Annotated in this window: 21 protein-coding genes; 11 read left to right on the plus strand and 10 right to left on the minus strand. The window is 68.1% G+C overall.

Annotation, left to right across the window (positions count from 1 at the left end):
* Positions 1-72 precede the first annotated feature (72 nt).
* Both VV02_RS08990 and VV02_RS08995 read left to right on the plus strand, forming a co-directional pair.
* A complete protein-coding gene (locus VV02_RS08990) occupies positions 73-687 on the plus strand; it encodes a ClpP family protease (RefSeq protein WP_052591055.1) in 615 nt (204 codons plus the stop codon).
* Positions 684-1,286 (plus strand): ClpP family protease, encoded by a 603-nt coding sequence (locus tag VV02_RS08995; RefSeq protein WP_052591056.1) that lies wholly within the window; start codon positions 684-686, stop codon positions 1,284-1,286. The genes VV02_RS08990 and VV02_RS08995 overlap by 4 nt, the downstream gene beginning before the upstream one ends.
* A gap of 3 nt (positions 1,287-1,289) precedes the next feature.
* On the opposite strand, the gene VV02_RS09000 is transcribed toward VV02_RS08995, so the two are convergent.
* Positions 1,290-1,643 (minus strand): nuclear transport factor 2 family protein, encoded by a 354-nt coding sequence (locus VV02_RS09000; protein ID WP_052591057.1) that lies wholly within the window; start codon positions 1,641-1,643, stop codon positions 1,290-1,292.
* Between the two features lie 119 nt (positions 1,644-1,762).
* On the opposite strand from VV02_RS09000, the gene VV02_RS09005 reads away from it, so the two are divergent.
* Positions 1,763-2,731 carry a hypothetical protein gene (locus tag VV02_RS09005; protein WP_052591058.1) on the plus strand — a complete coding sequence of 323 codons (969 nt, stop codon included), beginning with the start codon at positions 1,763-1,765 and terminating at the stop codon, positions 2,729-2,731.
* Between the two features lie 12 nt (positions 2,732-2,743).
* Here the strand turns inward: VV02_RS09005 and msrA are convergent, their stop codons facing one another.
* Together msrA and VV02_RS09015 are read right to left on the minus strand one after the other, a co-directional pair.
* Entirely contained in the window at positions 2,744-3,457 is a 714-nt protein-coding gene (gene msrA, locus VV02_RS09010; RefSeq protein WP_052591059.1) for a peptide-methionine (S)-S-oxide reductase MsrA, read from the minus strand.
* An 81-nt stretch (positions 3,458-3,538) separates the two neighbouring features.
* Entirely contained in the window at positions 3,539-4,003 is a 465-nt protein-coding gene (locus tag VV02_RS09015) for a lamin tail domain-containing protein (protein ID WP_052591060.1), read from the minus strand.
* A gap of 133 nt (positions 4,004-4,136) precedes the next feature.
* Here VV02_RS09015 and VV02_RS09020 point away from each other — a divergent pair, with 133 nt between their 5' ends.
* From VV02_RS09020 to VV02_RS09045, 6 genes are read left to right on the plus strand one after another with little or no spacing between them, the layout of a single operon-like run.
* The gene (locus tag VV02_RS09020) at positions 4,137-5,207 is read left to right on the plus strand and encodes a GNAT family N-acetyltransferase (RefSeq protein ID WP_157063340.1); all 1,071 of its coding nucleotides are present in this window, start codon (positions 4,137-4,139) and stop codon (positions 5,205-5,207) included.
* A gap of 5 nt (positions 5,208-5,212) precedes the next feature.
* Positions 5,213-5,764 (plus strand): AAA family ATPase, encoded by a 552-nt coding sequence (locus tag VV02_RS09025; RefSeq protein ID WP_052591062.1) that lies wholly within the window; start codon positions 5,213-5,215, stop codon positions 5,762-5,764.
* A 28-nt stretch (positions 5,765-5,792) separates the two neighbouring features.
* The gene (locus VV02_RS09030) at positions 5,793-6,536 is read left to right on the plus strand and encodes a hypothetical protein (RefSeq protein ID WP_052591063.1); all 744 of its coding nucleotides are present in this window, start codon (positions 5,793-5,795) and stop codon (positions 6,534-6,536) included.
* A 54-nt stretch (positions 6,537-6,590) separates the two neighbouring features.
* Positions 6,591-9,617: a glycine--tRNA ligase gene (locus VV02_RS09035; RefSeq protein ID WP_052591064.1), complete on the plus strand. Its 3,027-nt coding sequence runs from the start codon at positions 6,591-6,593 to the stop codon at positions 9,615-9,617.
* The gene (locus tag VV02_RS09040; protein WP_052591065.1) at positions 9,617-10,420 is read left to right on the plus strand and encodes a GNAT family N-acetyltransferase; all 804 of its coding nucleotides are present in this window, start codon (positions 9,617-9,619) and stop codon (positions 10,418-10,420) included. Before VV02_RS09035 ends, VV02_RS09040 begins: the two co-directional genes overlap by 1 nt.
* Before the next feature lie 43 nt (positions 10,421-10,463).
* On the plus strand, positions 10,464-11,639 hold the full coding sequence (locus VV02_RS09045) for a cystathionine gamma-synthase (protein ID WP_052591066.1): 1,176 nt from the start codon (positions 10,464-10,466) through the stop codon (positions 11,637-11,639).
* A 52-nt stretch (positions 11,640-11,691) separates the two neighbouring features.
* On the opposite strand, the gene VV02_RS09050 is transcribed toward VV02_RS09045, so the two are convergent.
* The 3 genes from VV02_RS09050 to VV02_RS09060 all read right to left on the minus strand — a co-directional run bounded on the left by VV02_RS09050 (position 11,692) and on the right by VV02_RS09060 (position 14,649).
* Positions 11,692-12,759, minus strand: coding sequence for a type IV toxin-antitoxin system AbiEi family antitoxin domain-containing protein (locus VV02_RS09050; RefSeq protein ID WP_157063341.1), 1,068 nt, complete (start codon positions 12,757-12,759; stop codon positions 11,692-11,694).
* 208 nt (positions 12,760-12,967) lie between these two features.
* The gene (locus VV02_RS09055; protein WP_052591068.1) at positions 12,968-13,555 is read right to left on the minus strand and encodes a TIGR03086 family metal-binding protein; all 588 of its coding nucleotides are present in this window, start codon (positions 13,553-13,555) and stop codon (positions 12,968-12,970) included.
* A 104-nt stretch (positions 13,556-13,659) separates the two neighbouring features.
* The gene (locus VV02_RS09060; protein WP_052591069.1) at positions 13,660-14,649 is read right to left on the minus strand and encodes a GNAT family N-acetyltransferase; all 990 of its coding nucleotides are present in this window, start codon (positions 14,647-14,649) and stop codon (positions 13,660-13,662) included.
* A 113-nt stretch (positions 14,650-14,762) separates the two neighbouring features.
* On the opposite strand from VV02_RS09060, the gene VV02_RS09065 reads away from it, so the two are divergent.
* Complete coding sequence (locus VV02_RS09065; RefSeq protein ID WP_052596753.1) at positions 14,763-15,755, plus strand: ATP-binding cassette domain-containing protein; 993 nt, start codon at positions 14,763-14,765, stop codon at positions 15,753-15,755.
* Positions 15,752-16,597, plus strand: coding sequence for an ABC transporter permease (locus tag VV02_RS09070; protein WP_052591071.1), 846 nt, complete (start codon positions 15,752-15,754; stop codon positions 16,595-16,597). Before VV02_RS09065 ends, VV02_RS09070 begins: the two co-directional genes overlap by 4 nt.
* Before the next feature lie 67 nt (positions 16,598-16,664).
* Here VV02_RS09070 and VV02_RS09075 read toward each other — a convergent pair whose 3' ends face one another.
* The 4 genes from VV02_RS09075 to VV02_RS09090 are packed head-to-tail and all read right to left on the minus strand — an operon-like array spanning position 16,665 to position 21,613.
* Positions 16,665-17,726 carry an LLM class flavin-dependent oxidoreductase gene (locus VV02_RS09075; RefSeq protein WP_052591072.1) on the minus strand — a complete coding sequence of 354 codons (1,062 nt, stop codon included), beginning with the start codon at positions 17,724-17,726 and terminating at the stop codon, positions 16,665-16,667.
* Entirely contained in the window at positions 17,723-18,514 is a 792-nt protein-coding gene (locus VV02_RS09080; protein ID WP_052591074.1) for a DUF1684 domain-containing protein, read from the minus strand. The genes VV02_RS09075 and VV02_RS09080 overlap by 4 nt, the downstream gene beginning before the upstream one ends.
* A complete protein-coding gene (locus tag VV02_RS09085; protein WP_052591075.1) occupies positions 18,511-19,719 on the minus strand; it encodes an LLM class flavin-dependent oxidoreductase in 1,209 nt (402 codons plus the stop codon). The genes VV02_RS09080 and VV02_RS09085 overlap by 4 nt, the downstream gene beginning before the upstream one ends.
* On the minus strand, positions 19,709-21,613 hold the full coding sequence (locus tag VV02_RS09090) for an FAD/NAD(P)-binding protein (RefSeq protein WP_218917388.1): 1,905 nt from the start codon (positions 21,611-21,613) through the stop codon (positions 19,709-19,711). The genes VV02_RS09085 and VV02_RS09090 overlap by 11 nt, the downstream gene beginning before the upstream one ends.
* Positions 21,614-21,615 lie beyond the last annotated feature (2 nt).

Consider the following 21,615-nt stretch of genomic DNA (forward strand, 5'->3'; position numbering starts at 1 on the left):
GCGTGATCGCTCTCCTTCTGCTGTGAGCAGCAAGGTCTGGTCTCCTCAGCGGCGCGGAGTCACGCTGGGTCCATGAGCGACACGCCACGACCGCCACATCCGTTGAGTCAGCAAGTGGCCGATCAGCTGCTGCAGCAGCGCATCATCGTGCTCGACACCGCGCTCGATGACGAGATCGGGACTCGGTTGATCTCCCAGCTGTTCCTGCTGTCGGCAGCCGACAGTCGCGCCGACATCAGCTTCTGGATCAACTCGCCGGGTGGCTCCGTACCGGCGATGCTCGCGATCATGGACGTGATGCATGCGATCCCGAATGACGTATCGACCTTGGCCCTCGGAATCGCTTGCAGCGCAGGGCAGTTCATCCTCTCCGCGGGGACGAAGGGTAAGAGGTTCGCGCTGCCGCATTCCAAGATCCTGATGCATCAGGGGTCTGCCGGAATCGGAGGCACAGCCGTCGACATCGAGCTGCAGGCCGATGACCTGCGGCACACCCGGGACACCGTGCTCGCCCTGATTGCCGGGCACACGGGCCAGACGGTCGAGCGGGTCTTCGAGGACTCGCTGCGCGACCGGTGGTACACCGCACAGCAGGCCGTGGACTACGGCTTCATCGACACCATCATCGAGTCAGTCGACACCATCCGACCGCGCAAAGCGCCTGTGGGACTTGGAGTTTCGCAATGAGCACCTACACGATCCCCAATGTGATCTCGTCGTCGGCACGTGGTGACCGGGTGATGGATGTCTACAGCCATCTGCTGTCCGAACGGATCGTCTACCTCGGCACCGAGATCGACGACGGCGTCTCCAACGCGATGATCGCGCAGATCCTCCACCTGGAGGCGACCGCGCCCGAGAACGAGATCAACCTCTACATCAACTCGCCTGGCGGCTCGCTGACGGCGACGTTCGCGATCTATGACGCGATGCGGTTCGTCCGGTCTCCGTTAGCGACGACGTGTGTCGGCCAGGCGTGCTCGACCGCGGCCATCCTGCTGGCGGCGGGCGAGGCCGGGCGCCGCAGCGTGCTGCCGCACTCTCGAGTGCTGCTGCACCAGCCGTCAGGGCAGGGCCAGGGGGCGATCCCGGACCTGATCCTTGCGGCCGACGAGGTGATCCGCGTTCGTTCCGAGGCGGAGGAGATCCTGGCGCACCACACGGGTCAGGACCTCGAGGCGTTGCGGCGCGACACTGACCGCGACCGGATCTTCACGCCGCAGGCAGCCGTGGACTACGGCCTGGCGGACCAGGTGGTCTCTTACAGAGAGGTACCGGCGGCCTAGTCCTCACTGGTCGGCATCGGCGGAGCCCTCGCGATAGATCTTGGCCGACGTGATCAGGCCGTTGGCGATGTCATAGATGCCGGCGATCGAGGCACTGCGCGTGCCGCCGTGGGACCACGTCTCCCGCATCTGCGCCACGACGACGGGTCCGCCGTCGATGATCCGGACGATGTCCAGGCGTGGCGTGAGGTGCACGAAAGCGTTGGTGAAGAACTCCCGCAGCTCGGAGGCCCGGATCGTGTCCGCTCCGGTCACCCACGTCGCGTCAGGCGCGAAGCCCGCCATGAGCGCTTCGATGTCGCGCGCGTTGAAGGCGGCGATGTGGCTCTGCAGTGCCGAGGAACTACTGGTGCTCATGACTGGTCACGGTAGCGGGGGCGGGCGCGTCCGAGAGCCGTCGCCGAAAGCGGCAGTGCTTCGTCCGGAATGGAGGTCACCATGGCCTGATGGACGTGGACACCCGAGGGAGCAGACCGATGAGTGATGTCACCACATGGTTGCTTGATACCGATCCGGCCATCCGGTGGCAGTTGCTTCGGGATCTCACGGACGCGCCGGCCGAGGAGGTGCGTGCGGAGCGTGCCAAGGTTGCCGAAACAGGTTGGGGCAGAAGGATTCTCGACTTGCAGGTGGATGGTCAGTGGGCCGGCGGCGCGTGCTTCCCGGGTCCCGACTGGCGAGCCCCGAGGCCGATCGTCGGTGACCCGGACGGTCAGCCGTGGACCGCGACGCTGCCGACCCTTCGGCTCCTTCGCGAGTTCGGGATCGACCCAGCCGACCCGGCGGTCCGCACGGCGGTCATCGGCGTACGGGAGAGCTCGCGGTGGGAGCACGCCGACGAGCCGTTCTTCAAGGGAGAGGTGGAGCCGTGCATCAACGGCGGCACCGTCGTACTGGGCGCGTACTTCGGTGAGGACGTCGACGGCATCGTGACCCGGCTGCTCGGAGATCAGCTCGAGGACGGCGGGTGGAACTGCGAGGCCGAGTACGGGTCGACCAGATCGTCGTTCAACTCCACGATCTGTGTGCTGGAGGGATTCTTGGAGTACGAGCGTGCCGGCGGGGCGATCGCGGTCGCCGATGCGCGGCGGCGGGGTGAGGAGTACCTGCTGTCGCGCAACCTCTTCCGCCGTGCGAGCACCGGCGAGGTGGGGGACCCGGAGTGGCTGACCTACTCGTTCCCGGCGCAGTGGCACTACGACGTGCTGCGTGGGCTCGACTACTTCCGATCCGTCGGCGGGTCGCCCGACCCGCGGCTGGCCGAGGCGGCACAGCAGGTGCGCGACAAGCAGCAGCCGGACGGCACCTGGCTGCTGGAGAACACCCATCCTGGTCTCGCGCACCTCGAGATGGAGGACGGCGACGGCAAGCCGAGCCGTTGGAACACGCTGCGTGCGCTCCGGAGCTTGCGCTGGTGTGACGCCGCCACCGCTCGCCTCGCGTAGCGGCTCGCCGGCTCAACCAGCGTTTCGGGGTGGCTCGACGGACTGCTGGCTGGGGAGCTGGTCCTGCTTGACCAGGCCGACGGGGCAGGTCATGCCGTTGGGGCCGTGGTTGCAGTAGCCGCCGGGGTTCTTGTGGAGGTACTGCTGGTGGTAACCCTCGGCGTAGTAGAACTCACCGACCTCAGCGGCCGGTCGCATCTCGGTTGAGATCTCGCCAAACCCGTTGTCCTGCAACACTTTCTGGAACGCCTCACGGGTCGCGAGCGCGGCCGCTTCCTGCTCGGGTGTCGTCCAGTAGATGGCCGATCGGTACTGCGTGCCGATGTCGTTGCCCTGGCGGTTGGCGGTCGTCGGGTCGTGGTTCTCCCAGAACGACTTGAGCAGCAGCTCCGGAGAGGTCCGCGCAGGGTCGTACGCCACGAGCACCGCCTCGGTGTGCCCGGTCCGTCCGGTGCAGGTCTCCTCGTAGGTCGGGTTCGTGGTGAACCCACCCATGTAGCCGGCCGCGGTCGTCACAACACCGGGCAGCTTCCAGAAGATCCGCTCGGTGCCCCAGAAGCAGCCCATCGCGACGTACATCACCTGCGTGCCCTCGGGCCACGGGCCGTGCATGGAGGTGCCCAGCACCTCGTGCGTATCGGGGATCCCAGGCAGCGGATCGGGGCGCCCTGGCAGGGCATCCTCGGGAGTAACCATCGTCTTGCGCTGACCGAGTCCGAAAACCATGTGTTCGAGTGTCACACTTTGGTCAACATTCGTCAGCCCCTCCGTCATCCCGGGCGGAAGGGCTGACGGGCAAATAAGGCCTCAGCAGGTCTTGTAGCCCGCCTTGACCTTGTAGTAGACGCAGGACTCGATGGCGTGGCCCGCGGCGTTGTTGAGCGTGGCTGTGTCGCCGTCGTTGTTCCAGACGTAGCCGGTCTTGTTCCAGTACACGTTGGTGATGCTGATGCTGCCCTTGCCGGTGTGCAGCGTCACCGTGGCGCGCGGCCGCAGCGTGAGCGACGGGAACGTGTAGCGGAAGTGGTTGCCGCGGTCATAGATGACGTATCCCTTGAGGTTGTACGCCTTCGTCGTCGAGGTGTTCGTCAGCGCGATGGTCTCGCGGTTGAGATACGTATTGGTCGTCGGATCGGTGCCCGGGATCTTCGTCTCGACGACGAACCGCCGGAACTGCAGCGGTTGGGTCGCCGCGTCGGCGTGTGGATGTGATGCGACGACGGTCGCCGTCGCGAGCGAAGCGGCAGCAATGAGCACGGTGGATCGGCGCATGATGTTTTCCCCCAGTGAAGCGTGGTGTATGAGGGTGAATTTACTCGCGCTTTACCTTTTGCATACCTGATCTTGAATATCTGAGAAAAGTGGATCCGAGCCGGAAGAATCCAGTCGCCCGGCGTCCGGTCACGTGGCAGAGTCAACGACCGTGGTGCGGATCATCGAGGTCGACGGACTGAGCAACGAACCGGCGCAGCAACGGCTGTTTGCGGCGTGGAACGAGGTGTACACCAGCGCTTCCCGACATCTGTTCGGCAACGAGCACTCCGGCTTCACCGTCGAGGAGATGGTCGGGCGCAGGCGTGGGAGCAACCACCAGTTCGTCGATCGGGCGGCCGTCGATGGCGAGCCGGTCGGCGAGATTGATCCGGCTGCCGTGGTGGGAATGATGAGCGTCGCCGAGCCACTGAAGGACAACACCGACACCGGGCTCCTGCGACTCGCAGTGCTGCCCGAGCATCGCCGCAGCGGTGTCGGAACCGAGCTGTTGCGCGTGGGGGAGCGGGTGATCGCCGAGCATGGTCGCTCGGTCGTGCAGGCGATCACCGAGTGGACTGAGGGCAATGCCGACGAGTCAGGCGAAGGGTTCGCGGCGGCGTACGGATACGCCCCTGCTCAGACGACCATCCGATCAGCAATGCCGATCCGTCGTGGCGAGCACGACCTGGACCATCTGCGGCAGCTGATGGCCGGCGACGGCGTCGAGGACGCGGCGGCCTTCGAGATCGAGGCGAGCGTGGACGACCTGCCCGAGGCATGGCTGGGTGACCTGGCCGTACTGGAGCAACGAATGAGCACCGATGCGCCGCAGGGCGACACGACGTTGGAGGAAGAGTCCTGGGATGCAGCCCGCGTCCGTGAGGAGCTCCGCTGGGCGCTCGACTCGGGACGGCAGGTGATCACGGCTGTGGCACGCGACCGGCTGTCGGACCGGCTCATGGGCTTCACGCAGATCCAGGTGCCGCCGACCGACCCGACCCTGGCGTACCAGCAGGACACGCTCGTCCTGCGCGAGGCGCGGGGCAACGGCCTCGGTCTGCGGTTGAAGGCCTGCGCGGCGCTCGAGCTGATCAAGACCAGCGACGAGGTGACGCGCATCCGTACCTGGAACGCCGACGACAACACCCACATGCTCGCGGTCAACGCGGACCTGGGTTACGAGCGTGAGGGATACCTGCGGGTGTGGGAGAAGCAGCTCTGAATGCCGTGCCACGACTGATCGTGCTCAACGGTCCGCCCGCGGTCGGCAAGTCGACGCTCGCGGCGCGGTACGCCGACGACCATCCGCTGGCACTCAACCTGGACCTCGATCGCGTGCACCTGCTGCTCGGCGGTGCGGACGACAACGCGCTCGATGGCTATATGGCCACGCGGGACCTGGCTGCGGCGATGGCGCGTACGCACCTGCAGGCCGGGCATGACGTCGTCGTGCCGCAGTACCTCGCGCGGCCGTTGTTTCTCGAGCGCCTCGAGGCGCTCGCCGGTGAGATCGGTGCCGCCTTCCACGAGATCGTGCTGCTCGACAGCCTGCAGCGACTCGAAGCGCGGTTCGCCCATCGCAGCGCGACCAGCGCGGAGCCCGAGCACCAGCTAGCCGCCCGAGCCGTAGCGACGGGCGGTGAGCAATCGCTTCCTGCGATGCGCGCGCGCCTCGTCGAGCTGGTCGCCACCCGGCCGCTCGCGGTGGTCATCGACTGCCCCGAGGGCCAGGAGGACACGACCTACCGGGCGATCCTGCACGCGGTGGGCGAAGCCTGAAGGGCTCCTCATCTGGCACGCTCAGCGCATGACCGAACTCGTCATCACCACCCTCGCCGAGCGGCCCGAGCTCGCCGCCCGGTGGTACGAGATCGCTGACTCCTGGCCGCGATTCATGCTCCAGGACCCGGTCGGTGACGCTCTGTGGCATCGGCTGCCCGAGGCGTTCCCGGAGTACAGCGTCATCGCCACCTCCGGCGACACGATCGTGGCGCGCGGCCGGTCCGTGCCCTTCGCCTTCCCGACCGAGGAGCGGCCCGAGCTGCCTGACTCCGGCTGGGACCGGGCGATGATCTGGGCGATGGAGGATCACGCCGACGGCGTACGTCCGACCGCGGCCAGCGCGCTCGAGATCGCGATCGACAAGTCCCAGCTCGGCCAGGGTCTGTCGTCGGTCATGGTCGGTGCGCTGCGCGTTGCCGTACGCCGGCAGGGGCACGACGCGTTGTACGCACCGGTGCGGCCCAACGGCAAGACCGACCCGTCGCAGCCGATGACGGAGTACGTCGAGCAGCGTCGCGAGGACGGCCTGCCGACCGATCCGTGGCTGCGCGTCCACGTCCGCGCGGGCGGCACGATCGTGAAGGTTGCGCCGGCGTCGATGATCATCGCGGGGTCGCTGGACGAGTGGCGAGGCTGGACCGGGCTGCCGTTCGACGAGGACGGTGACGTGGTCGTACCAGGTGGACTGACCCCCGTGCGCTGCCACCTGGCCGACAACGTCGCCACCTATGTCGAGGCGAATGTCTGGGTGCGGCACGACCTGACCTGAATGCTGCGCCCACGCCGGTCCGGCACAGGGCTCCGACGCCGGTAACCTTGGCGGGTGCTGACCGTGCAAGACGCCCTCCTGACCCTGCAGAAGTTCTGGACCGATCGGGGCTGCATGGTGGTGCAGCCCTACAACTCCGAGGTCGGAGCGGGAACCATGAACCCGGCCACCCTCATGAGGGTGCTCGGACCCGAGCCGTGGCGAGCGGCGTACGTCGAGCCCTCGGTGCGGCCCGACGACAGCCGCTACGGCGAGAACCCCAACCGTCTGCAGACCCACACCCAGTTCCAGGTGATCCTCAAGCCGGACCCGGGCAACCCGCAGGAGCTCTACCTCGAGTCGCTGCAGGCGCTGGACATCGACATCCACGCCCATGACGTGCGCTTCGTCGAGGACAACTGGGCGCAGCCGGCGATCGGTGCGTGGGGTCTGGGCTGGGAGGTCTGGCTCGACGGCATGGAGATCACCCAGTTCACCTACTTCCAGCAGGTGGGTGGCCAGAACCTCGACCCGGTGAGCGTCGAGCTCACCTACGGCATCGAGCGCATCATGATGGCCCAGCAGGGCGTCACGCACTTCAAGGACCTGCAGTACGCGCCAGGTGTCACCTATGGCGAGGCGTTCGGCCAGCAGGAGTACGAGATGTCTCGCTACTACCTCGACGACGCCGACGTGCCGGCCAACCGCGAGCTGTTCGACCACTACACGTCCGAGGCGCAGCGGATGGTCGACGCGCGACTGCCGATCCCTGCGCACAACTACGTCCTGAAGTCCTCCCACGCGTTCAACGTGCTCGACGCCCGAGGCGCGATCTCCACGACCGAGCGGGCCAAGGCGTTCTCGACGATGCGTCGACTCTCGCGCGAGGTCGCCAAGCTGTGGGTCGAGCGCCGCGAGGAGCTCGACTATCCACTGCTGAAGTCCGAGGGTCCCAAGATCCAGGCCGGCGCCGCACTGATGCCGCCGCAGCCCGACCCCGATGACATCGGAACCGTTGCGGCAGAGGCAGATTCGCAGACCTTCGCTCTCGAGGTCGGTGTCGAGGAGCTCCCCCCGCACGTCGTCGAGCAGGCCATCGAGCAGGTCCGTACGACACTCACCGAGCGTCTCGCTGGCACGCGCCTCACGTATGGCGCCATTGATGTTGTCGGTACGCCGCGCCGCATCGTGGCCACGGTCGCGGGCGTCTCCGCCCATGAGCCCAATGCCGAGACGCTGCGCAAGGGTCCGAAGGTCGCGGCGGCGTACGACGCGGACGGCAACCCGACGAAGCCGGCCGAGGGATTTGCCCGCGGCCAGAAGGTCGATGTGGCGGACCTCGTGCGCGCCGAGTTCGACGGCGCGGAGCACGTGGCGGTCAAGGTCACCGAGTCCGGTCGCGACGTGCTCGCCGTGATGGGCGAGATCGTCGAGGTCATCGTCTCCGGGCTGCGTGCCGACAAGAACATGAAGTGGAGCGACCCCGAGCTGGTCTACAGCCGTCCGATCCGTTGGGTCGTCGCGCTGTGGGGCAGCTACGTCGTCCCGGCCGAGGTCTCAAAGCTGAGGGCGGGGCGCACGACCTACGTCCAACGTACTGACCTGCAGCCGCACGTCTCGGTGAAGGACGCGGCGTCGTTCAAGCACGTGCTCGAGACGCACCACCTCGTGCTCGACCCGAAGGTGCGCCGGCAGCAGGTCGTCGATCAGGCCGCCAAGCTCGCCGAATCTGTCGGTGGCACAGTCGATTTCGAGGGCGAGTCCGCGCTGGTCGATGAGATCACCAACCTCGTCGAGCAGCCGCACGGCATTCTCGGGACCTTCGGGCCGTCCTACCTCGAGCTGCCTGAGCAGATCCTGACGACGGTCATGCGTAAGCACCAGCGCTACCTGCCGGTGCGCGATGCGGCGGGCAAGTTGATGCCGTACTTCGTGACCATCGCCAACGGTGACTGCGACGACGAGCTCGTACGCCTGGGCAACGAGTCGGTGCTGCGCGCGCGCTACGAGGACGCCGCCTTCTTCTACCAGGCCGACCTCAAGGTGCCGCTTGCTGATCTGCGCTCGAAGATCAGCAAGCTGACCTTCGAGGACCGCATCGGATCGATGGCTGACCGTGCCGGCCGCATTGCCGATGTCGCGACCGTGCTCGCGGCCGACGTCGACCTGTCGGGTCCCGAGAAGACCACCCTCAAGCGAGCAGGCGAGCTGGCCAAGTTCGACCTGTCGTCCTCGATGGTCGTCGAGCTGTCTTCGCTGGCCGGGACGATGGCCCAGGAGTACGCCGCACGCGCCGGCGAGACGCCTGAGGTCGCCGCTGCACTGCTCGAGATGGAGCAGCCTCGAACCGCTGGTGGGGCGTTGCCGGAGTCCAAGCCGGGTGCGTTGCTCGCGCTCGCCGACCGGCTCGATCTGCTGATGGCGATGTTTGCCCTGGGCGCCAAGCCGACCGGATCGTCGGACCCGTTCGCGCTGCGTCGGGCGGCGCTCGGCGCAGTCAGCATCCTGCGGAGTCAGCCCGCGCTGGCAGGCATCACGGTGGACTCCGGTCTGGCGGCTGCGGCGGATCGTCTGCGCAAGCAGGGCATCGAGGTCAGCGATGAATCCGTAGCATCTGCAAAGGAATTCATCGAGGGACGCTTCGCTCAACAGCTTCGCGACGAAGGCGTCTCTGCTGGTCTGGTCACGGCCGTTCAGCCGCTCGCGGCGGCGCCCGGCAAGGCCGAGCACGCCCTCAACGACATCGCGACGGTGCGTCGTCTCGATGCCTTCCCAGCGTTGGTCGAGGCCGTGCAGCGGATCACTCGCATCGTCCCTAAGGGCACGGAGCCGTCGTACGACCGCGCTCACCTGACCGAGCCGGCCGAGGTGGCGCTTGCCGACGTCGTCGACGGTCTGCCCGACCACGCCGCCGACTCGATCCCCGAGTGGACGACCGATGCCGATGCACTGGTCGAGCCACTCGTCCGGTTCTTCGACGACGTGCTGGTGATGGCCGACGACGCTGCGGTGAAGGCCGCGCGTCTGGGCCTGCTGCAGACCGTCGTCGAGCGTGCCCCGAGCGGCATCGCCTGGCAGGCGCTGCACACCGCGATCGCCTGATGGCCTGGACACCGTCCGACCTGTCTGCGGGCTGGGCAACGGATCTGGCCATTCTCGAGCTGAACGGTTCGGTCATCGACGACCGTGGGGACCACCTGGTCGTCACGACCCCGAGCAACCCGCAGTTCCACTGGGGCAACTTCGTTCTGGTCACTGATCCGGACACGGTCGACCAGGCAGGGCGCTGGGTGGCCGTGTTCGAGGACGCGCTGCCACAGGCGACCTGGCGGTCGATCGGGCTCCCGCGCGAGCCGAGCGATCGTGCGGCCTGGCACGACGTTGGTGTCGAGATCGACGTCGATGAGGTGCTCGCCGCGACGCGTCCGCCGCGGCCGGGGCCGCTCGCTGCGGGATACACCTCGCGCGCCCTGGTGAGCGACGACGACTGGAGTCAGCTCCTGCAGCGGGACCTCGACGAGAACGCCCGCAGCGGGGAGCACGACCCGTCCGACTTCCGGTCGTTCGCCGAGGCGCTGGGGCAGTCGCAGCGCGCCATGTCGGAAAACGGCTCCGGCGCCTGGTTCGGCGCGTTCGATGGCGACGGTGGGCTGGTGGCCGAGCTCGGGATCGTCGCATGCGGTGCGCGGGCGAGGTACCAGCGGGTCGGCACCGACCCACGGCACCGCCGCCGCGGCCTCGCCTCGCACCTGCTCGGCGTGGCTGCGCAATGGAGTGCGTCTCGAGGGTGTGACCAGTGGGTCATCGTCACGGGGGCCGACAATCCCGCCGGTCGGGTGTACCGCTCGGTCGGGTTCGAACCATCGGCCGGCAGCTTCAGCGCATACCGGCTCCCGCCTCGCTGACGGTGGGCTGAGCCTCGCTGGCAGCACGGCCTAGCCTGGGCTCATGACAGAGCAGTCACAGCCAGGGTTCGCCACGCGAGCGATCCACGCCGGCCAGGAGCCGGACCCTCGTACCGGTTCGGTCGTACCCGCGATCTACCAGACGTCGACCTACAAGCAGGACGGCGTAGGTGGTTTCCGAGAGGGTTACGAGTACTCCCGATCGGCGAACCCGACGCGTACCGCGTTGGAGACGTGCATCGCTGAGCTTGAAGGCGGGGCAAGGGGATTCGCGTTTGCCTCGGGTCTCGCGGGCGAGGACACGATCATGCGGGCGTTGCTCAAGCCGGGCGATCACATGGTGGTGCCGACGGACGCCTATGGCGGCACGTACCGGTTGATCAACACGGTGCAGCGCACCTGGGGTGTCGACCACAGCCTCGCCAAGGTCAGCCAGGCCGACGCCATCCGCGGTGAGATCCGGCCGGGCGTCACCAAGATCGTGTGGGTCGAGACGCCCACCAACCCGCTGCTCGGCATCTCCGACATCGAGGCCGTCGCACAGGTCGCGCACGACGCCGGCGCACTGCTGGTCGTCGACAACACCTTCGCCTCGCCATACCTCCAGCAGCCGATCTCGCTGGGCGCCGACGTCGTCGTGCACTCGACCACGAAGTACTGCGGTGGCCACTCGGACGTAGTCGGCGGAGCGGTCGTCGTCGCCAAAGACATTGCGGTCAAAGAGTTCTCGGACGCAGCAGACCGGATCGCGTTCCACCAGAACTCCATGGGTGCCGTGGCCGGGCCGATGGACTCCTGGCTCACGCTGCGCGGGCTCAAGACGCTTGCCGTACGCATGGAGCGCCACAGCGACAACGCCGAGAAGGTCGTGGAGTTCCTGCAGTCACGCAAGGACGTGACTCACATCCACTACCCCGGGCTCGACTCCCACCCCAACCACGACATCGCGGCCAAGCAGATGAAGCGCTTCGGTGGGATGGTGAGCTTCCAGATCGACGGAGGCGTGGAGCGCGCGCTGGACGTCGTCGGTCGTACGAAGGTCTGGGCCCTGGGCGAGTCGCTCGGCGGCGTCGAGTCGCTGATCGAGCACCCCGGCCGCATGACCCACGCGAGCGTCGCGGGCACCGAGCTCGAGGTCCCGGCGGACCTGATCCGGCTCTCTGTCGGTATCGAGGACGTCGAGGACCTGCTCGCCGACCTGGAGCAGGCGCTCGCCTGACCGCCGGCGACTACCCCGCTCAGATGGTCACTTCCCGGGGTGAGATGACCAGTCATCCGACCCCGGGAAGTGCACCTTTCGGCGGGGTAGTGCGGGGACTGGCCCTTCGGATTGCTTCCGCCTCGCGCGCCATAGTCTCCGGCAGCGTCGAGCCGAATCGCGCAACGCTGTCGGCGTGGTCGGCTCGAAGCCGGGTGATGGCGTCCGCGCGCCGAGCGCCCCAGTAGTCCTCCCAGTACAACCGGGTCACGCCGAGCCGCCTGTCTCGTACGAGACGCTCGCGCTTGCGCTCGTCCCACGCGACGGCGTCGGCTGGCTTGCTCGCCACTCCGCCCTCGTCGGTGGATTGGTACTTGGTCCGGCCGTCGGCCTCGATGACGTGGTTACCGACTCGCAGGTCGCACCACTTCACGCCCTCGCGGGTCCGTACGGGGAATTGCGTCTCCGGTACGCCGATGCCGGCCTCGAGCACCAGCTCTCTCGCCAAGGACTCGTTCGGGTTCTCCGCACCTGCGTCGCCGAGCTCGACGCAGGTGCGGGCGGCTCGTACGCCGGGCCAGCGGCGCATGATCGCGTGGGCGTGCTCCAGCTCGTCTCGTGCAATACCCATGCGTAGCGCCGAGTCGCACGCCACCAGACCGTGGCGGACGCCGCGCTCGCGGGCAATGTCGACCGCCGTGCGTGCACGGTCGAGCGAGGCGAGCCCGTCAATCTGGACGATCTGCGTGGCGTCGAACGAGGCGAGGTGGTGAGTGACGCCGTTCTTGCTCCACGTGTTGGTGAAGCCAGGTCTGGTCACGTGCACCTGTGGTCCGTGGGGGCGAAGGATGGCCAGTCCGAGCAGGTGCGCGGCCGAGTCATGGCTCAGGACCCACCCGTGACGTAGCTGGAGGATCGTCGCGCGTGCGAGCAGGAGCGGCCGGCCGACGTATTCATCGAGTCCCGCCCAGATCTGCGCCGTGGTGACCACACCGTGCCTGACTCGTATCCAGTCGCTATTGCGCACTCTCCGTCGCGCCTCGGCAGGGGTTACTCCGAGCCCGAGCAGCTGCTTCCGTGACAGCACGCCGTAGTGAGTGGCGAACGCACCAAGGACACGAGGGTCGACCGAATCGCTCATGCGCAGACCGTGACGGCCCGCCCAGGCGATACGTGAGCGTTGCTCGAGCCACGGTGGATGGGAAGTGCGGCGGAGCGGGGGTGTGGACGGCGTCAGACGCCGACTACCCCGCTGATGTGACGACTTCCCCGCGTGAGCTGACCAGTCATCCGACCCGGGGGAGTGGACGTTTCGGCGGGGTAGTCGAAGATGTATGCGCGCCGGGTGCTCAGGGCTGGGGCTGCCAGCCGATGTCGCGGCCGGTGTTGCCGAGCAGCCGCTGCAGGCCCGCACCGTCGTCCGGCGTCTGGACCATCGGGCCGAACGCTCCGGGGGATCCGGCGGGGTCGAACTGCGCGGTGAACTCCGCGCCGATCGCGACGAGCTCGGGGTGCGGGTCGTACGCCTGGCCCGTGCCCTTCGCCAGGTCCCAGCCGTGCACGAGGACCTCGTTGAGGGCGACCAGGCCGCCGACCTCGCCCGGCATCTCGATGCCACCGGCCTTGGTCATTCCGGTCCAGGCGTCGGGGTCCTCCCAGGCGTCGGCCAGGCTCTTGAGGCGGTGCGGGATGACGGCCTTCCAGTCGTCGGCGAGGTGCTCGGTGCGGCCCAGCGGTGGTGGTCCGTCCATCACCTCGAGGTTGGTCTTCTGCGCGGCCCACGTGAACGCCGTGGAGAGCCCGGCGAGATGGTCGAGCAGGTCGCCGACCTGGTAGTCGGGGCACGGCGTCGGTGCACTCAGCTGGTGGTCGTCGGTCTGCTGCACAAGGTGTGACACGAGCTCCGTGGCGTGCCGCAGGCTGGGTCGTTCAGTCATCTGGCTGGCTCCGTCGTGGTGGGGATGGTGCCGACGAGGCTGTCAGGTCGAGCGGCCGACCGACAAGGTTCTTCGGCAGAACGAGCAGGATCGGAGCGGATCCGTCAGCGCGGCTTCAGCTCCATCTCGTGCATGACCTCCACAACCTCGAACCCGAACCCGGTGTTGACCCGCTGCATCGCGCCGTTGCTCTGAGCGGTCCAGGTGTGCACCCATCGCACGTCGCTCTCGGCCTCGCGGATCTGGGCGTAGTTCGCGGCCTTCAGCAGCGCGCCGAGCCCGTGCCCGCGGTGCTCCTCCAGGACGAGGGTGTCGTCCTGGATCGCGTTCGAGCCGTCGGAGCGATCGACGTAGACCAGGGTGTAGCCGGCGGGTGAGCCGTCGGAGTGCTGGGCGAACGCGACATAGCTGCGGTACGACCGCGCCATCCGCTCCTCGCTCTGCCGGATCCTGTCGGGCGTGATGATCCGGTGGTCTCGGGTCAGGTCGCCGGTCGGCACATCCGCCGACATCGCAGTCCACATATGCGCGTACGCCTCGATCAGGTCGTCGGGCGTGGCGCCGGTCCAGGTGATCACGCGGTACGCCTCTTCGGACGACGGCGTCCGCGGTGCGCCGGGCCAGGCGAGGGCGAGGTGGTCCTCGACGTGCGAACTGACGAAGCCGCGCGCGAGGGCGAACCGGCCGCCGAGCGAGTTCTCGAGTGTCTGGTCAGGCGCGATGTTGAGCTCTACGGCCGCGATCGTCCGACCAAGCGCAGCCATCCTGGCGACCGCCCAGTTCCACAGAGCCGTGCCGACTCCTCGCCCGCGCGCCGCTGGAGGGACGCCGATCTCGACGTCGACAACATCCACGTCGTCCTCGATGTCGTACTCGAAAAGCATTGCGCCACAGATCGATTCGCCCTCATACGCGGCGACCGCAAGGCGGGTACGACGAGGACTTGGGTTGCGCAGGGATGTCGCCAGGGCGTCGTACGTCGAGAACACCGGAGCCTTGCGGCCGTCAGTGACGCCGCTCTTGAACGTGTCGTACCAGGCGCGGAAGGACGCCTCGTCATGCGGATCGACTTCGGTCGTTGTGGGGTGCGCCATGTGGCCATCGTGGCGATCGAGCGTCGCCTGAGCCAACGATTTCTTGGGATGCGCCGGGAGGATCGCAGAAATGGAGTCGTGATATCCGGGCTCGGGATGGGAGGTTGGGCAACGTGACTGACGCGGTAAGGGCAGAAGGCCTGATCAAGCATTACAAGGACGTCAAGGCGATCGACGGTGTCTCGTTGGCGGTGCCCGAGGGCACGGTGCTCGGGATGTTGGGCCCCAACGGGGCCGGTAAGACCACGACGGTCCGCGTCCTGACGACCCTCATCCGTCCCGACGCCGGCACGGCCACAGTCGCGGGTGCGGACGTCATCAACCAGCCTGATCAGGTGCGCAGCAAGATCGGGGTGTCCGGTCAGTACGCCGCTGTCGATGAGTACCTCACGGGCTACGAGAACCTTGAGATGGTGGGGCGGCTCTACCACCTGCCGGCGAGCCAGGCGCGGGCACGAGCGCGCGAGCTGCTCGGCGAGTTCCGGCTGGAGGACGCGGCGGACCGCCCGGCGAAGACGTACTCCGGCGGTATGCGACGACGCCTCGACCTGGCGGGCGCGCTGGTCGCTCGGCCGCCCGTGATCTTCCTCGACGAGCCGACCACCGGCCTCGACCCGCGTAGCCGCGGTGACATGTGGGAGGTCATCGAAGGCTTGGTGTCCGAGGGCACCTCAGTGCTGCTGACGACGCAGTACCTCGAGGAGGCCGACCGGCTCGCCGACAACATCATCGTGATCGATCGCGGTCGGATCATCGCCGAGGGCACCGCCGACGAGCTCAAGGCGCAGGTGGGTGGCGAGCGGCTCACGGTGACGGTTGCCGAGCCCGAGCGGCTGCGCGAGACCGCGCAGACGCTCAGCGAGCTCGGTTCCGGAGAGGCCGAGGTCAACGACCACACGCGCACCGTGATCGTGCCGGTGACCGGTGGCACGCAGTCCCTGCTGCTCGCCGTCAGACAGCTGGACGAACGGTCGATCACGGTGCAGGACATCGGGATTCGACGCCCAACACTTGACGACGCCTTCTTGTCGCTGACAGGCCACAAGGCCGAGGACGAGGAGAGCGACGCCGACGACGAGCGCGAGCGAGAGGCACAGACCGTATGACTACCGTGAGCGCGGCACACCTGGTGGGCGATGCCGCGACCGTCGCCAAGCGCAACTTGATCAAGATCAAGCGGGTCCCGGACCTGCTGGTGTTCACCACCATGCAGCCGATCATGTTCGTCCTGCTGTTCGGCTTCGTCTTCGGCAGCCTGGCGCCCGCTGACCCCCAGGGATACCGGGAGTTCATGATGGCGGGCATCTTTGCCCAGACCATCATCTTCGGCGCGACGATCACCGGATCCGGCATGGCCGAGGACATGCAGAAGGGCATCATCGACCGGTTCCGGACGCTGCCCATGCATCCGGGTTCGGTGCTGTTCGGCCGGACGATCTCGGACCTGCTCAACAACCTGATTGTGCTGGTCGTCATGTCGCTGACCGGGCTGGTCATCGGGTGGCGGATCCGCGAAGGCTTCGTCAAGGCGTTGGTCGCGTACGGCCTGCTGCTGCTGTTCGCCTACGCGTTCTCGTGGGTGATGGCGTTCGTCGGGCTCAAGGTCCGTACGCCCGAGATCGTCAACAACGCGGCGTTCATCGTGATCTTCCCGCTGACCTTCATCGCCAACACGTTCGTGCCGGCCGAGAACATGCCGGCCGTGCTCAAGACGCTGGCCGGCTGGAACCCCGTCTCGACGATCACCCATGCGGCTCGGGAGAACTTCGGCAACCTGTTCGCCCTGCCGGACGCGAAGGGACGCACCGACGCGGCTCGGCTCGGCGAGATCGAGTACACCTGGGCACTTAAGCACGCCGAGCTCTACACGCTCGGGTGGGTTGTGCTGCTGCTGGCGATCTTCGTGCCGCTGTCGACCGCCGCCTACAAGAAGGCCGTCGCCCGCTGACATCGCCGGTCGAGTAGGCGAGGACCTAGCCTCCGCTGGCGCTCCGGCTACTCGACCAGCGGGGTGGTCAGGCGGCGGGGGCGAGGCCGGGCCAGACGCGGGAGGGGTACGTCCGTCGCAGGACCGGCGCGATCTCGCCCACGAAGGTCTCCACACTGCGTCGTACGACATCGGCCGGCAGGCCAGGGACCTCCAGGGGAATGCCGGTCAGCTCGTGCCCGAACGCCTCGTGATACCTGCCGAGCTTGTCCAGCACCTGCTCAGGCGACCCGATCAGCGCAGACCCCTGATCGACGAACTCCTCCAGCGTCGAGAACGGCAGCTTGTTGTGCTTCGCGCCTGGCGAGCTCACGAAGGCATCGAACGCGGGGCGGTACGTCCGCAGCGCCTCCTGCGTGGTCGGCGCCACCAGCAGGCCGTTGAACCCCGCGCCCACAACAGCGTCCGCCGGGTCGTGCCCGTGCGCCTCCCAGCGTTCGCGGTAGTGCCGGACGAGCGCGGCGTACTTCTCCAGCGGGTGAAAGCCGTTGGCGGAGAACAGGGGTTCGCCGAATCGTGCTGCCAGCTCAGTGGATTCGGTCGAGGACGCGGACCCGTGCCAGATCGGGATGGTCGGCTGCTGCAACGGCCGCGGCTGGGTGGTGGCGTCGACCAGGTCGGGTCGGTAGGTGCCCGACCAGGTGACATCCTCTTCGCGCAGCAGCCGGCGGAGCAGGTCGTACTTCTCCCGGTTGCGGTCCCACTGCCCGTCGAGGTCGTAGCCGAAGAGTGCGTTCTGCTCCGGGTCGTTGCCCTTGCCGATGATGATGTCGAGCCGTCCGCCGCTGAGCTGGTCGAGGGTGGCGTAGTCCTCGGCCACCCGCACCGGGTCCAGCAGCGACAGCACCGTCACCGTCGTCAGCAGCCTGATCCGCGACGTGCGCGCTGCGATGTAGGCGAGCACGACCGGGGGAGAGGACGACACGAATCGCTGCGCGTGCCGTTCGCCGACTCCGTACGCGTCGAGACCCAGCTCCTCCGCCCATTGCGCCTGGCGTACGACGTGCTGGAACCTCTCGTACGGCGAAAGTGCCTCTCCCGTCACAGGATCCGGGCTGTTGTCGATGAGCGTGTAGGTACAGATCTTCACGCGGGTGCCTTCTCGCCAGCGGTCACGCGGGTCTCGATCCGGTTGCCGGACGGCGGAGCCGGGCAGGTGCCGAACTCGGTGAACGCATACGGCAGGTTCAGCGTCCGGTTGAAGTCCACCTCGGCCGTGCCGTCGGCGGACGGTACGCCGGTGGTGACTGTCCTCCAGAGCGCGGTCTCGGCGCCGTTGGTCGCGTCGTGGAAGATCAGGGTGAGCGCGCCGTCCGCGGACTCACCCACGGCGAGCCGATGGCTCTGGCCGGCGAGTTCCAGCTCGAGCTCGCCGATGAGACGGACGTGCTGCCGCAGGTCCGCCCTGGCGGTCGCCACCTCGACCCGGCGCGGCTCGGCCCAGCGGGTGAGCCGGCCCTCCACGACCCAGGCGGGGTCGTACTCGAAGGTGGGAACGCCGTCGAAGCGAGCCCGCGTGGGCGCGGACGCGTCTCGGGTGCGTACGGCGAACCGGCCACCTCGAAGGAGGAGCTGCACGCGGCGGGTTCCGACTCTCACCCAGTCGAGCGAGCCGGCCTCGGCAACGGTCGCCGCGATGACGCCGTCGACCGGTTTGCCATCCACCGTGATCCCGGCGTCCGCATCGGCCTCGACATGAGCGTCGACCGCGCTGGCCCACCACCGGCCCGGTAGGCCGTCGACTGTGCCGGGCTCGCCTGGTAGCCAAGCGAATCCGGTGAGGGAGAGCCAGCCGTACTCGGTGGCGAGGTCTGCCTCACGCTGGGCATGCCAGCGCTCCCACTCGACCTCGGACCGGGTGACCTGGTCGATAGTCATGCCACGACCGCCTTCGGAGTGGCGTGCTCGGCCCGGCCGGCGCGCTGCTCGCGGCGAGCGACCTCGGCACGGACCAGCGGGATGACCTGTCGGCCGAAGTCGACGGCGTCGTCGTACAGGTGGTAGCCACGGGCCGAGAAGATCCGGACGCCCAGGTCGTAGTAGTCGAGCAAGGCGGCAGCGACGGTCTCCGGCGTACCGACCAGTGCAGTCGAGTTGCCACCGCCACCGGTGGCGGCCGAGGTCGCGGTCCAGAGTGCGCGGTCGTGCCGCTCACCCGACGCGGCCGCGTTGAGAAGTCGTTGCGACCCAGCGTTCTCTGGCTGAGATCCGTTGCGCCGTCCTGTGTTGTCGAGCGGTGCGCCTCCTCCGGTCGACGTCGCAGGCTCCGCCGATCCGGCATCGTTGCGCCGCAACCGTCCTCGCGGACTCACCCCCGCCTCCTGGGCGGCCTTGATGTCACCGAGCGTGCGCTCCGCCTTCTCCCACGCCAGCTCATCCGTGGCCGCCAGGATCGGTCGGAACGCAACCTGGATGGTCGGGAGCGGGCGGCCGGCCTCGGTGGCGATCCGGCGGATGGTCTCGATCTGCTCCGCCGTGCCGGCGAGCGGCTCTCCCCAGAGGGCGAACACGTCCGCCTCGCGCGCGCCTACGTCGTACGCCGCGGCTGACGAGCCGCCGAACGAGATCCGCGGCCGCGGCTGCTGGACCGGCTTGATGTCGGCGAGGAAGTTCTCCAGCTGGTAGTGCCTGCCAGGGAAGTCGAACGGCTCGTCCGAGGTCCAGGCGCGCTTCAGGATCTGGATGAACTCACGTGTGCGGCCGTAGCGGTCGTCCTTCGGAAGGTGGTCACCCTCGGCTGCCTGATCGGCGGTGGAGCCACCCGTGATGACGTGCACCTCGACGCGGCCGTTGCTGATGTGGTCGAGAGTGGCCAGGGTCTTGGCCGTCAGGGTCGGCGCCGCGGTGTTGGGGCGGTGCGCGACGACGAGCCGCAGACTCTCCGTCTCGCCCGCGAGGTAGGCGGCGACCTGTGCCGGGTCCGGCGAACCCGAGCTGTAGGCGAACAGGACGCGGTCCCAGCCGTTGTCCTCGTGCGCGCGGGCCAGCTTCGCGGCGTACGCGAGGTCGAGCGGGCCGGCGGATCGCGCGGCAGTCTCGGTGCCGTCGTTGTTGGCGGCCATTCCCAAGAACTCAACTGGCATGACGGTGCTCCTCCGTGGTGATGGTGGTGGATGGTGCGAAGGCGGTCGCGTCAGCGACGAGCTGCTCGAGCAGCCCCCGGGCGAGAGCGTCGTTCTGGCGCAGCCCGGCGCCGTTGAAGCCAGGACGGGTGAACCCGCCGGCGCCGACGCTGCCGGACACGGATGGTCCGACGAGATAGCGGCGGGGATGGGAGGTGCCGTCCGCTCGAACAGCCCGACATCGTTCGTCGGACAAGAGCTGGCCGCCGCGCTGACCGTCTTCGCCGTCGGAGACGACATCAGCGCTCAGGTCACCGCGGCGCAGCAGCCCGCGGATCAGCGGATCGGTGGTGGCGACGACGTTGGGCCGGGGGAGTCGGGCATCCACGAAAGCACGCGCGGTGATCACGCCACGGACGCTCGGTGACGATGCGCGAAACCCGTTGTCCTCCAGAGTGACTCGCACATCCGGGCCGAGGAACCGCACGATGCCGGCGCGGTGCAGGGCAAGCAGCTCGGCCAGGCGCTGAGGTGGCGGACCACTGGCGAGGAACGAGAAGAACCCGTGGAACTCCTGCTCCAGCCGCAGCACCCGGTCAGCGGGGGACAGCCGACCGCTGCTCGCCAGGCCGGCGAGCACGCCGTACACCGACAGCAGACCGTCGAAAACCGCACGGTCCGAGGAGAACTCGGGGCTCGCCCGTCGCTGGATGTCTTGCTCGATGTGGGTCACCAGGTCCTGCTCGTACGCCTGCCGCTCGCCCCACGTCCGCCCCGCCATCGGCCGGTCGACGTCAGGGAGATGGAAGCGGTCGTGTGGGTCGGGCACGTGTGCGGCCGCGGCCGCTTCGAACGAGGGAGCCGCGACGTCCGACTCGGCGATCAGCGCCTCCAGCGTCTGCCAGCTGCCGCGAGTGCGTTCGGGGTGCGCCGCGAACAGTCGTCGGTAGTGCAGGTCCGTGAGCTCGCGGGCGACAAGGGGACGCACCTGACTGTCGAAGTCGAGGGTGCCCAAGCCCGCCAGCGCGTCGGCGGTCAGGTGCCGAGTGCTCACTGGCCCGGAGGCACCGACGCTGTAGCCGAGCTTGGAGTGATACGGCACGCCACGGCGCGACCCGGCGTACAGGACCGGCTCCTCGCCGCTCGGGTGATACGTCAGGTCGAGGCCCTCCCCGGTGAACCGCCCGCCCCGGCCCTCCGCGAGCAGCACGAACAGGTCTACGAAGGCCAGACCCATGCCGCGCACGATGACCGGCTCACTGGGACGCAGGCCCGACAGGTCGAGATCGGCCGTGTAGCCCGGCGGCACATAGGTGAGGTCCTGGGACGCTGCCGCCTCCAGCCAGGCGGTCTGCTCAGGCGTGGGTTCGTGATCGAGGTAGCCCTGCGCCAGGACCACGACATCCGCGTCCAGCTGCCGACCCGAGGCCAGCGTGACGCGCTGGCGCTCGGGAGCCCGCCGACGTCGTACGTCGTCCACAGCGACCGCGGACTCGTGGTGGACGTGCACTCGGATGCCCTCTGGCAGCGACGAGATGACCCGCTCCCACACCCACGAGAGGTACTCCGCCTGCACGCCCCGAGGCGCAAAGTCGTTGGGCTGCAACGACTCTCGTGGGCCGTACCACCCCGCCTCGCGGAGCCGGCCCAGTCCTTCGCCGGCCGCCCACTCAGCCAGGGACGGTCCGGGGTGGACAGGTCCGTCGCAGGTGACGGAGCTGTCGGTGAAGACGGTGATGTCTTCGGCGACGGAGTTCATCCAGAGCAGAGGCGACTGCTCACGTCGCCACACTCGGCCACCGCCGGCGGGATGCGGGTCGACGACGTGGATGTCGAGCCGCAGGCCCGGCGCCAGCTCCGGTGCGCTCGCGCCCAGCCGCTCCAGCACCCCAATGGTGCGTGGACCGGCGCCCACGA

Origin of the sequence: Luteipulveratus mongoliensis (assembly GCF_001190945.1) — a bacterium.
In the GTDB taxonomy this organism is placed as follows: domain Bacteria; phylum Actinomycetota; class Actinomycetes; order Actinomycetales; family Dermatophilaceae; genus Luteipulveratus; species Luteipulveratus mongoliensis.